General features: G+C 63.3%; 8 protein-coding genes. 1 reads left to right on the top strand and 7 read right to left on the bottom strand.

The window, feature by feature from the left end; translation table 11 throughout:
* Nucleotides 1–9: 9 nt before the first annotated feature.
* The 7 genes from PMX21_RS07795 to PMX21_RS07825 all read right to left on the bottom strand — a co-directional run bounded on the left by PMX21_RS07795 (nucleotide 10) and on the right by PMX21_RS07825 (nucleotide 9,569).
* Entirely contained in the window at nucleotides 10–651 is a 642-nt protein-coding gene (locus PMX21_RS07795) for a type II secretion system F family protein (RefSeq protein WP_271759032.1), read from the bottom strand.
* The gene (locus PMX21_RS07800) at nucleotides 648–1,574 is read right to left on the bottom strand and encodes a type II secretion system F family protein (RefSeq protein ID WP_271759034.1); all 927 of its coding nucleotides are present in this window, start codon (nucleotides 1,572–1,574) and stop codon (nucleotides 648–650) included. The genes PMX21_RS07795 and PMX21_RS07800 overlap by 4 nt, the downstream gene beginning before the upstream one ends.
* Nucleotides 1,547–2,875, bottom strand: coding sequence for a CpaF family protein (locus PMX21_RS07805; protein WP_215694878.1), 1,329 nt, complete (start codon nucleotides 2,873–2,875; stop codon nucleotides 1,547–1,549). The genes PMX21_RS07800 and PMX21_RS07805 overlap by 28 nt, the downstream gene beginning before the upstream one ends.
* On the bottom strand, nucleotides 2,872–4,521 hold the full coding sequence (locus tag PMX21_RS07810; RefSeq protein ID WP_215694877.1) for a nucleotide-binding protein: 1,650 nt from the start codon (nucleotides 4,519–4,521) through the stop codon (nucleotides 2,872–2,874). Before PMX21_RS07810 ends, PMX21_RS07805 begins: the two co-directional genes overlap by 4 nt.
* Entirely contained in the window at nucleotides 4,521–5,180 is a 660-nt protein-coding gene (gene cpaB / locus PMX21_RS07815) for a Flp pilus assembly protein CpaB (protein WP_271759037.1), read from the bottom strand. The genes PMX21_RS07810 and cpaB overlap by 1 nt, the downstream gene beginning before the upstream one ends.
* A 252-nt stretch (nucleotides 5,181–5,432) precedes the next feature.
* Nucleotides 5,433–6,386, bottom strand: coding sequence for a ribosome small subunit-dependent GTPase A (gene rsgA, locus PMX21_RS07820; RefSeq protein ID WP_416378171.1), 954 nt, complete (start codon nucleotides 6,384–6,386; stop codon nucleotides 5,433–5,435).
* A gap of 501 nt (nucleotides 6,387–6,887) precedes the next feature.
* Nucleotides 6,888–9,569: a cation-translocating P-type ATPase gene (locus tag PMX21_RS07825; protein ID WP_271759039.1), complete on the bottom strand. Its 2,682-nt coding sequence runs from the start codon at nucleotides 9,567–9,569 to the stop codon at nucleotides 6,888–6,890.
* 440 nt (nucleotides 9,570–10,009) lie between these two features.
* Between PMX21_RS07825 and pyk the strand changes: the two genes are divergently transcribed.
* Nucleotides 10,010–11,470 (top strand): pyruvate kinase, encoded by a 1,461-nt coding sequence (gene pyk, locus PMX21_RS07830; RefSeq protein ID WP_055250555.1) that lies wholly within the window; start codon nucleotides 10,010–10,012, stop codon nucleotides 11,468–11,470.
* Nucleotides 11,471–11,525 lie beyond the last annotated feature (55 nt).

Raw genomic sequence — 11,525 nt, forward strand, 5'->3', positions numbered from 1 at the left:
TATTCCTCCCTACATCATCCCGCCTGCTCCCAGCAGCGGGCCCAATATGGACAGAAGCAACGCCGGCAAGATGAGCGTGCCGGTGGGAATCAGCAGCTTGACGGGCGCACGCTCAATCTCGCGCTCGACCGCGGCGCGATGAGCCGCACGGATCTCGCGACTTTGAGCGGCCAGCGTCTCGGCAAGTGGGGCACCCAGGGCGAGTGCCTGCCCCACCGTAATGGCAAAGGTCTCGAGCGCTCGCACGTCCAGGTCGCGCGCGGCGGCCAACAACTCGTCCTCACGCGTGCCCACGCCCACCTGCCACGCCATGCAGGCCCGCTCAAGGCGAAGAGCCAGCACTGACCGGCGGTTGGCGCAGAAAATCTCAAGCGCTGCACCAAACGAAAGACCGGCCGAAAGACCCAAGCGCACAACATCGATCATCTCGGACACTTCGCCGAGCGAAACTCGCGCCGGGCCGCCCGCTCCAACCGCGCCCTTCACTCGCGCGGTCAGGGCATCGACCACCGAGCGACCCGCGGCAGCGACCAGCACCGCCTCGCGCTTGCAGGCCCCTGCGATCTTGCGCGCATCCGCCCGATCTAAACCCGTCGCGACAAATACACTCAGGGCGCACAGGCAAGCCGCAACTGCAACTGGGGCGCTCATAGCTCCACCCGCATAATGCGCCGGATAACCACCAGGGCAACGACGTTGAGGGCTAGACCCAGCACCACAGCGCCCGCACCGGCAGGCGTCGCAAGACCGCGACGATAATCTGCCGAAAGCAGCGCCAACACCGCGCACATGCCCGCCGGCATCGCCGCGACCATGTGTGCCGACATACGCGCCTGTGACGTCTTAACATCCAGGCGGCGCTTGAGCTCAATGCGCTCCCCTACCATGCTCGACGCCTCGGACAGCAAGTCGGCAAGCGGAGCGCCGGTGCGCTGTGACACCTTAAGCGCCAAGGTCACAAGCGAAAGACCGGGGGCGTCGATGCGCACGAGCAAGTCATCGAGCGCGTCGGTCGCCGAGATGCCGCAATCGATCGCCGCCGCTACCCGCAAAAACTCGGTATGTACCGGCTCTTGCGCATGAGCGCCCACAAAGCGCATGCCCTGGGCCAGCGAATGTCCCGAGGCAAGCGACATGGAAAGTGCGGTAAACGCCTCGGGCATGGCCTCTTCTGCATCGTGTTGCTCGCGCCGGCTCTCAAAGCCATCCCGAGCGGCGCCAACGGCAATCGGAGCAACAAGTCCCAAGGCAAATCCGAGGGGCGATAACGACACCATCGTTAGTAAAACGCAGCAGATACCGCTCGATAGCAGCAGAAACGCCAAACGCCCCGAAGCATCCTCGATCACGAGGTCAAGGCGACGCGCCGGAGCCAGCGATGCCCACGAACGGGCAATCTTTTTCAGCAAATCGTTTTCCACCAGCTCACGCGGCAGCTTCTCTGCCACCGTCTCGAGCGCCTGACGCGCCAGCTCCGCCGGCGGCACCTGCGGCACACGAGGTTCCGCCCCGCACGCCGTCGCAACAGAAAACCCTGCCAAACCCCCTACGACGAGGGGCACAGCGACCTCCATTCGTCCACCTCCTCTTGTGTGAGCGTCCCCGACCGCAGGCCTTCTGCGATAAACGGCGGCTCGCGGTCAAGCGTCCAGGTGCGCTCGGCGGCATCGAAAGTCACATAGCGCTCGAGCTCTACGCCGCCCGACGCGGCGCGACGCACCCCCGAATACGAGGAGACGAAACGCCTGCCATCGGCGTGGCGCTCAGACATCACGATGCCGTCGAGCGCCATGGCAATCTGCTCCTCGATGAGCTCGCTCGGCAGATCGATGCCATAACGCGCAAGCAACGTCAGACGCACCACGGTCTCCTGTTCTGAACCCGCATGAAGTGTGGTGAGCGACCCGTCGTGGCCCGTATTCATGGCCTGCAACATGTCGCAGCACTCGGCACCGCGCACCTCGCCCACCACGATGCGGTCGGGGCGCATGCGCAGGGCATTGGTCACCAGGTCGCGGATCGTCACCGCGCCCTCGCCCTCAATTGAAGCCTCGCGCGCCTCTAGACGCACCACGTGCGGATGATGCGCAAACTTGAGCTCGGCAGAGTCCTCGATCGTCACGATGCGCTCGCCGGTGGAAATCTCACATGACAACGCGTTGAGCAGGGTGGTCTTACCAGATCCCGTGCCTCCCGCAACCGCCAGGTCCTGTCGCAGCGACACCGCGCACGACAACAGCTGCGCATACCAAAGCGGCAGCGACCCCAGCCCCACAAGCTCGTCCAGCGAGCAGATGCGGTCCGAGAACTTTCGGATGGTGAGAATCGGTCCGTCAATCGCCACAGGCGGAATCACCGCGTTGACGCGATAGCCCGTTTTGAGGCGGGCGTTGACGATGGGGCTGCGCTCGTCGATACGGCGGCCAAGTGGCGAGATGATGCGGTCGATAAGCACACGGATCTGCTCATCATCCTCAAACGCATGCTCGATGGGGTGCAAGACGCCGCCGCGTTCAAAGAAAGCCGAGCGGCAGCCGTTAATCATGATCTCGGTAACGGTGTCGTCCTCGATGAGCGGCTGCAACGGCCCCAAGCCCACCACGTCATCCAAAATCTCGTCGATGATGGTCTCGCGCTCGGACGTCGCGAGATCAGTCGGCTCCTCAACATTGAGCGCCGCCTCCACCGCGGGACGCAATTCCGAGCGGGCAAGTGCCGGGTCGATATAGGCGCTGATACGCGCCACTTCGTCGTAACCCATGCGGTCCATCACGGCGCGCTTGGTGCGTCGTTTCACCGCGCGGCGACGCCCCGCATCTACAGGCGCTGCCCCCGCTGCAGCGCCGGCAGCCTTAATCCTCGTTTGCAGGCTCATCGCTGATCACCCTCGCGCGACCAGGGAAGGCGGATACGCGGGCGTTCGGTGCGCGTTGCACGGTCGGCGACCATATCGCTCCAAGGGCCGACGGCGCACCCCAGTTCCACGAGCATCTCGCGCGTGGCCTCGCGCACGCTGGTCGCAAAAGCGCTGGTCTGCCCCACTGCCTCATCAGCGCGCCCAAACGCCATGAGCGCGGCGAGATCCTGCCCGCCATCGGCGATACGAATCTTGGAGCTCAACGCACAGGCAATCTCAAAGCGCATGGCGACGTCCTCGTCTGCCCCGCGCGCACCGAACCGGTTGAACACGGCGCTCATGCGCGTGCGCGGCACACCTACTCGACTTGCCAGTTCAATGACGCGCGACGCCGATGTCGCGGACGACACCGCAGCATCGCCAACGATCAGGCAACGGTCGCTCGCCGCCACCGCAGCCGCCACGGCGTCGCCCCAAAAGACCGAGGTATCGATAAAGACCACGTCGGATTCGCGACGCAGAACATCAAGCAGTAGCTCCACCGGACATGCCATGAGCTCGGCTTGCTCGGGCGCCGCGACGGGACCCCAGAGCGTAACGCCCGGCGCCACGCGCATCGATGCGGCCACGATATCCGGCTCGGCAAGCGCGCCCGCCACCGACGGCTCGATAAGTGCCGCCATATCGCGCGGAGCATCGACGCCTAACAAGTCGTAAAGGTTTCCAAACATCAGGTCCAGGTCGAGCACGGCGGCACGCAAGCCCAACAGCGACGATGTGTGTGCCATGGTGGCAATGATCGTCGACTTGCCGCAACCGCCCGAACCCGAAATGGCGCAGATGACCGGAGCTCGATGCTGCGGAGCGGCAGCGTCTGCCGGCGGCATCGGAGGCGGCGGGGCGGGCGTCGGTGACAGCGTCCCCGTCTCCCCCGCCGCAACCACACGCTGCGTCCAAGCCGGCATGGCAGCTTGTTCGGTCTGCGAGGCAGGCTCGTTCTGTGCAATCTGCTCATGCTGCATCAGCGACAACTCGCCGCACCCGGCAAAGCCCTCAACTTCGTCGAGTTCATCCGCCAGATTCACGCCGTGCACGTATCCCATATCTACAGCCGGGGAGTCGCCAGCATGCTGCGCCGGCTCTCCAGCGTCATCGTATACAAGGGGGTTCCGGGGGCGCCGACCATGCTCGGCTTCCGCTTTTCCATAATCATCAACACGCGGGCCTCTTGTAGCGCGAGGCGCCCCGGGTTCCCTATCAACAAAAGCATCGGGCTCAATCGTCATGCACCGATCGGAATCAACCGCTCCCTCGCCCGCGCGCCCGTTGCCGCATATACTGTGCGCAGCGATGACCTCGGTCGCCCCTGCGCGAAACAGCCCCTCGATATCCGATGGATCGAGTGCTTCTATCAACACGACCACGCGACTCACGCGGCCTTCGGCCGTCAGGCGCGCAACAGTCTTGCGCACATCTTCGGTATCAAACAGAGACGCCGCGATGATGGCAGCCCCGCGGCGCGACGGAAACGCCCGCGCCATGGAAACCAGCCCGTCCAGGTCACCCACGCGAAGCACCTGTGCACCCGTATCACGGCCCTCGACTTCCCGCTGCAACAGCCCGTAATCGCCGCACGCGCAGCACGCAAGCCAGATCGCCTTCATCACTCGTCGCCTCCGCTCTTTTTGCCGCGCGCCGTGGAGGGAATCGTCATGCTGACCGTTCCCTTGCCCGATGCCCCCAGCAGTTCCTTGACGTCTTCGGGGTCAGCCGCCAGCGTCACCCATTCGATCTTGCCCTCGCGCGTGGCACCGGAATCTTCACTGGTATCGATCACGTACGCGCCGCACAACCGATCGGTTACGCCGTCTTTTTGCACATACACATCCACGTAGCTGCCCACGCCCGTAGCACCGCCGACCGAGTGCTCGGCATCGACCGCCACCGAAACGGCGACCTTGCCCTTAGGCACCTCGAGCTTGTGACTCTCGGCCTTGGTGTAGACATTGCAGATCACGGCGTTTTTGGGAATACGCGAAGTCGTCACGTCGCCGCGCACCTGGCGCAGCTCGGTCGCCGCGTCACGCGGCAACAGGCTCGTCAGCCATTCCTGGGTTATGACATTGGTCTCATCGAGGGTCTCGCCCACATCGATATCGCGCGCCGCGACGCATACCTCGACGCGATCGCCACCGTACTTGGCCAAGGTCTCAGCCTGGACCTGTTCGGCTTGCGAGCGGATCGACGAGCCGTAAACCATGCAGAGCAGAGCAGCGAGCACGCCCGCGACCAGACTGATAGCGATGCGCTTGCTCTTGTTCACGGCCGCTCCTCTCATGGCAGTGCCGGGCGAATGCCCGTACCACCATTGTCTGGGCGGTCAGAGCGCAAAGCGGCGCAATCGCGATCTTGGTTTTCGATGTCAAACCAATCGCTGACCAAAAGCTGACCAGCCCGTCAAGCTCGTGGCAAGGTTTTGGTCAGCACGTCAGCAAACTGCATGTTTCGAGGCTTTTCCGCAGCAAAAAAGCCGTCTCCCGAACAGTTGGGAGACGGCTGTCATAGGAAAAATCAATTACAGATGGACATCGGGATCGAGCATTTGAGCGCTCACGCGCATGGATGACGCCAAGTTTTGGAACGTTTCTAGACGCAGACTGTCGATCTGCCCGGCGTCCTCGGCCTCGCGAACGGCGCAGCCCGGTTCGTGGGTATGCGTGCAGTCGCCAAACCGGCACGCGCGCGATGCCTCGACAATCTCGGGGAAGGCGCGCGCCAGACCCCGCTCGTGACCCACGAGCGGTAAGCTGCGCAGGCCCGGGGCATCGGCGATCACGCCGGCGTCGCCCGGCAGTGCCACCATCACGCGCGCGACGGTAGTGTGACGGCCCTGGTCGTCGCGTTCGCGCACACCGCCAGTCGCCAACGTATCGTGGCCCAGCAGCGCATTGAGCAGCGTCGACTTGCCGGCACCCGACTCGCCCAGAATCATGGCGCAGCTCCCGGCAGGCACGCAGACACGGACCTCGTCCAGGCCGCGCCCCTCGGCAGAGGACGTCACGATCACGCGCATGTCCGGACCCACCAGGCGGCGCACGCGGTCCAGATCGCGCTCGAGCTCCTCGGCATCGCAGCGGTCAGCTTTGGTGAGCACCACCACCGGCTCGGCATCGCAGTCGAGCGCCAACACCAGCGAGCGCGCCACGCGGTCGAGCAGCACCTCACCGGCACCGAGCGCCTGCACGATTAGCACGCTATCCACGTTGGAGCAGAGCACCTGGCGCTCTCCACGGGCACGGCCGCGCCAACGCTCAAAGCTCGTACGGCGCGGCAGCACGCACTCAATCACGCCCATATCGTGCCCGGGAGCGCGGCGCACCGCCACACGGTCGCCCACGGCAGGCAGCAGGACCTCGTCCTCGCCGCGCGACTTGGCAAACCCCACGGCATGCTCGGCGCGGAAGGTATCGTCGGCAGTCGCCACCAGCGGAAACCCGCGATCCAAGCGCACCACGGCACCCAGCCGCATCTGCTCGGGCTCCTCGACATGTGCGCAAAAGTCGTCAAATGCCGCCTGCTGAGCTTCATCGACCGGCAGGTCATCGAACGCCGGAACATCCTGCAGCGCGTCAAGTCCCGGCACGTTTGCCAGCAGCTCCTCGGCAGACGCGGGGGCTTCGGTCGCGAGCTTCCGACGACGATCGCGCTTAGCCCGCGCCCCCGTCGTCTTTTTCTTCGCTTTAGCCTTAGCCTTGCCCACAAGCGCCTCCCAGCACCACAAATCACAACTGAGCAGGTATTTTAAATCAAAAAGAGCTGGCCGGGCAAAGCCCTAAATCAAAAAGAGCTGGCCGGGCAAACGCTCGATCGGCTCACAAACTTTCCCTCAGCTTACGGTCCCGAGAGGTTGTCCGAAGGCCCGACCGCCGAGAGGGGTTTCTTCTGAGCGATCCCGCAGCGCGAAGCGCGAGGACCAGCGAAGAAGAAACCCCGCAGGCGGTCGGGCCGGTGGGAGGGATGGCCTTTCGACCTACTCTTTTTCGACCGCGCGCATGATCGCCTTGTAGATCTCCATCAGCGGGATGATCAGGAAGGCCAGGCCCAGCGCGGCAAGAACGCCCTTGAGCTCAAGCGTCACGGGGCCAAAGAACATCTCGGCAAGCGTCGGCTGCACGGTCACGATCACCGTCAGCACCAGTGCCAACGCGGCAGAAGCCCACAGCCACTTGTTCTGCTTCTTCATGGTGAACAGCGACGCACGACGGCTGCGCATATTGAAGCAGTGGAAAATCTCGACCATGTTGAGCGTGATGAACGCCATCATCACGCCTTCCTCGTCGGCATTGCCGGCGATCATATCGGCGATGTGGATGTAGCCCATGTCAAAGTACACGCCCACAAAGAAGCTCGCCAGCACCAGCACGGTGATGATCAGACCCTGGACCACGCAGTCCAGACCCATATGTCCGGCAAAGACACCGTCCTTGGCGTTGCGCGGTTTGCGCTTCATGATGTCGCCCTCGGCGTCCTCCATGCCCAGCGCGAGCGCGGGGAAACAGTCGGTGACCAGGTTCACCCACAGCAGCTGCACCGGCTGGAAGATGGTAAAGCCGATAAGCGTGGCGATAAACACCGAGAACACCTCGGCAAGGTTGGCCGAAAGCAGGAACTGGATGACCTTGCGGATGTTGTCGTAGATGCGACGGCCCTCTTCGCAGGCACCGATGATGGTGGCGAAGTTATCGTCGGCGAGCACCATGTCGGCGACGTTCTTGGTGACGTCGGTACCGGTGATGCCCATGCCCACGCCGATGTCGGCGCGCTTGATGGACGGGGCGTCGTTGACGCCGTCGCCCGTCATGGCCACGATCTGGTCGCGCGACTTCCAAGCCTCGACGATGCGGGTCTTGTGCTCAGGCTGGACGCGGGCGTACACGCCGTAATCCTCGATGTGTGCGTCGAGTTCCTCGTCGCTCATGCGATCGAGGTCGGCACCGGTGATAGCCTGGCTGCGATCGGCGACAATGCTCAGCTGCTTGGCGATGGCCACGGCGGTGTCGATGTGGTCGCCCGTAATCATGACAGTGCGGATGCCGGCGTTGTGGGCCTCGCGGATGGCGTCGGCGACCTCGGGGCGGACCGGGTCGATCATGCCGGACAGGCCGCAAAAGACCAGGTCATGCTCGAGCGCAGCGGGGCTGCAGTCGACGGGAACCTCGGTGTAGGTGCGGCTCGCCAGCGCCAGCACGCGCAGGGCCTCGTCGGCCATGGCCTTGTTGGCTGCCACGAGCTCGGCGCGGCGCTCCTCGGTCAGGGGGACGACCTTATCGCCCTCGTAGATATGGGTGCACAGGCCGATCACCACGTCGGGCGCGCCCTTGGTGTACTGCTCGTACTCGCCGTCCAGGGTCTCGACAACCACGGACATCATCTTGCGGCCCGAGTCGAACGGAGCCTCGCCCACGCGCGGGTGCTCGGCAGTCAGGCCAGTAAGACCAGCCTTGCCGGCATCGTTGACGAGTGCACACTCGGTCGGCTCGCCCACGGCCTCACCCAGTTCCTCGTCCCACTGGGCATCGGAGCACAGTGCCATACCGGCCAAGAACTTCTCCTTGGGCGCAGCGAGCTCGTGCTTGACGACAGTCATCTTGTTCTGGGTAAGGGTGCCGGTCTTGTCGGAGCAGATGGTCTGCGTGCAGCCGAGTGTCTCGACAGCAGAAAGCTTGCGGATGATCGCCTGGCGCTTGGCCATCTTGGTCACGCCGAGCGAAAGGACGATGGTCACGACGGCGACCAAGCCCTCGGGGATAGCGGCGACGGCGAGCGAGACGGCAACCATAAAGGTATCGAGCAGGGCAGTCGGGTCGGTAAGGACGTTGCCCACGCCGTGGCGGAGGATATCAACACCAAAGATCACGACGCAGATGACGATCACCATGATGGTGAGGATACGGCTGAGCTCGGCAAGCTTCACCTGCAGCGGCGTGAGCTCTTCCTTGGCCTCGGCCAGAGCGCCGGCGATCTTGCCCATCTCGGTGTTCATGCCGGTGCCGACCACGACGGCGCGACCGCGACCGTACACCACGGTAGAGCCCATGTAGCACATGTTCTTGCGGTCGCCGAGCGGCACGTCGTCAGTGCCCGCAGCAAGCTCAATCACGTTGGTGTGCTTCTCGACCGGCACGGACTCGCCGGTCAGTGCGGCCTCTTCGATCTTCATCGTGGCGCTCTCGAGCACGCGGCAGTCGGCCGGGACGGAGTCGCCCGCCTCGAGCATGATCACGTCGCCGGGGACGAGCTCGGCGCTCGGCAGGTGCACGAGCTTGCCGTCGCGCAGCACCTTGGACTGCGCCGCGCTCATTTCCTGCAGGGCCTCGAGGGCCTCCTCGCTCTTGGCCTCCTGGACCACGCCCAGCACCGAGTTGACGATAACGACGAACATGATAATGGCGACGTCGGCAAAATCGGGCTCGCCCTTGACCATGCCCGTGAGCGCGCTGATGACGGCGGCAACAATCAGCATGATGACCATGGGGTCTGCCATCTGCTCAAAGAAGCGCTTCCACAGCGGAGTCTTCTCGGCTTCCTCAAGCTTGTTAGGGCCTGTCTTGGCGAGGCGCGACGACGCCTCGTCGTTGCTCAGGCCAAGGTTCTCATCGACACCCTGGTCGCTGAGCACCTCCGCCGCGGCGGACAGGTATTCCTTTTGCATATAGAGTCCCCTCCTGGGATTCGGGCCACTCAGCAGATTGATGCCCGATCATAATTCCCAGGAGAAGGGCAAGGGCTCATCAAGGCTGCCGTGCTGAGCGGCAGTTGATAGTGGAGCTATGGTACCCCAAAGCGACGCGTCTAGCCAAAACATTCCATCTGGAAACACGGCACAGGCGCAACGGTGCAGACAGTGTGATGCTCAAGATTGATAAAACGTTTTTTCTTCGGCGCATCATCGAACTAAAATATCGCCCAGATAGCAGCGGTTAGAACGGTTGGTAAAGTTTTTGCATATACCGTTTTCCGCAAAAAATGAACTTCTAATTCGGCATACGGTCGATTTTTTGGGGTATTCGGTCGGCATTTCGTTATAATCATCTCAGTTTTATTTCTTATGGTTTATCTATCAGCGCAAGACGATGTCAGATGGAGGTCTGAATGTACAAGCGCACCAAGATTGTATGCACCATGGGTCCCGCCTGCGATAGCGACGAGACCATCCGCGAGATGATCAAGGCGGGCATGAACGTCGCCCGTTTTAACTTCTCGCACGGATCCTACGACGAGCACCACGGTCGCATCGAGCGCGTCCGTCGTATTTCCAAGGAGCTCGGTCTGCCCGTCGGCATCCTGCTCGACACCAAGGGCCCCGAGGTCCGCACCGGCCTTCTGGTCGATGGCAAGAAGGTTGCCGTCAAGACCGGCGATAAGATCGTCGTCACCGCCCAGCCCACGTCCGAGGATTTCCACGGCACCGCTGAGCACATCTCCCTCGACTACCTGGCTCTGCCCTCCGAGGTCGAGAAGGGCTCCCTTATCCTGATCGATGACGGTCTGGTTGCCCTCGAGGTCGAGTCCGTCGACGGCCAGGACATGACCTGCGTCGTTAAGAACGACGGCCTGATCGGCGAGCGCAAGGGCGTCAACATGCCCAACGTCAACATCTCGCTGCCCGCCATCACCGAGCGCGATCGTCAGGACATCCTCTTTGGCCTGACCGAGAACATCGACTACATCGCCGCTTCCTTCATCCGTGACGGCGAGTCCGTCCGCGGCATCCGCGAGCTTTGCCGCGAGAACGGTGGCGAGCACGTGACGATCTTCCCGAAGATCGAGTGCGCCCTGGGCGTCGAGAACTTCGACGAGATCCTCGAGGCTTCCGACGGCATCATGGTCGCCCGTGGCGACCTGGGCATCGAGATCAAGCCCGAGCTCGTTCCGCACATCCAGAAGGAGATCATCGCCAAGTGCAACGCGGCCTACAAGCCCGTTATCACCGCTACGCAGATGCTCGACTCCATGCAGCAGAACCCGCGCCCGACGCGCGCCGAGGTTGCCGACGTTGCTAACGCCATCTACGACGGCACCGACGCCGTTATGCTCTCTGGCGAGTCCGCTGCCGGTAAGTACCCGGTCGAGGCCGTCAAGATGCAGGCCAGCATTGCTCTCGAGACCGAGAAGTACCTCCCGGCCCACGCTCCGCTCGAGGTTCCGGCCGACGCTCATGGCACCCGCGTCGTCAACAACGTTGTGGGTATGTCCGCTGTGAACATGGCCACCACCGTTGGCGCCAAGTGCATCACCGTGCCGACGACCACCGGTCGTACCGCTCGCCTGATTTCGCACTTCCGTCCCAACATGCCGATCTGCGCGTTCTCCCGCCACGAGTGGGCCGTCCAGCAGATGATCATGTACTGGGGCGTTATCCCGCATCAGGCCGAGATTACCCAGGGCACCGTCAACGGCACGATCGTCAAGGCGATCGAGACCGCTAAGGAGCTCGGCTACGTCGAGGCCGGCGACCTGACCGTCGCTACCGCCGGCGATCCCCGCATGAGCGTCCAGCTCGAGGACAAGGTCTCCTCGACCAACGTCGCTTACGTCGCTCAGGTGCGCTAAAACGCACTTGCAAGCATACTTGCATTGCAAAGGGCCCGGAAGGCTTCGCCTTCCG

Source organism: Collinsella aerofaciens, assembly GCF_028209885.1.
Classification (GTDB): Bacteria; Actinomycetota; Coriobacteriia; order Coriobacteriales; family Coriobacteriaceae; genus Collinsella; species Collinsella aerofaciens_BA.

Coding starts and splice junctions, on each gene's coding strand:
- PMX21_RS07795 (WP_271759032.1), bottom strand. CDS start 651: ATGAGCGCCCCAGTTGCAGTTGCGGCTTGCCTGTGCGCCCTGAGTGTA.
- PMX21_RS07800 (WP_271759034.1), bottom strand. CDS start 1,574: ATGGAGGTCGCTGTGCCCCTCGTCGTAGGGGGTTTGGCAGGGTTTTCT.
- PMX21_RS07805 (WP_215694878.1), bottom strand. CDS start 2,875: ATGAGCCTGCAAACGAGGATTAAGGCTGCCGGCGCTGCAGCGGGGGCA.
- PMX21_RS07810 (WP_215694877.1), bottom strand. CDS start 4,521: ATGAAGGCGATCTGGCTTGCGTGCTGCGCGTGCGGCGATTACGGGCTG.
- rsgA (WP_416378171.1), bottom strand. CDS start 6,386: ATGCGGCTGGGTGCCGTGGTGCGCTTGGATCGCGGGTTTCCGCTGGTG.
- PMX21_RS07825 (WP_271759039.1), bottom strand. CDS start 9,569: ATGCAAAAGGAATACCTGTCCGCCGCGGCGGAGGTGCTCAGCGACCAG.
- pyk (WP_055250555.1), top strand. CDS start 10,010: ATGTACAAGCGCACCAAGATTGTATGCACCATGGGTCCCGCCTGCGAT.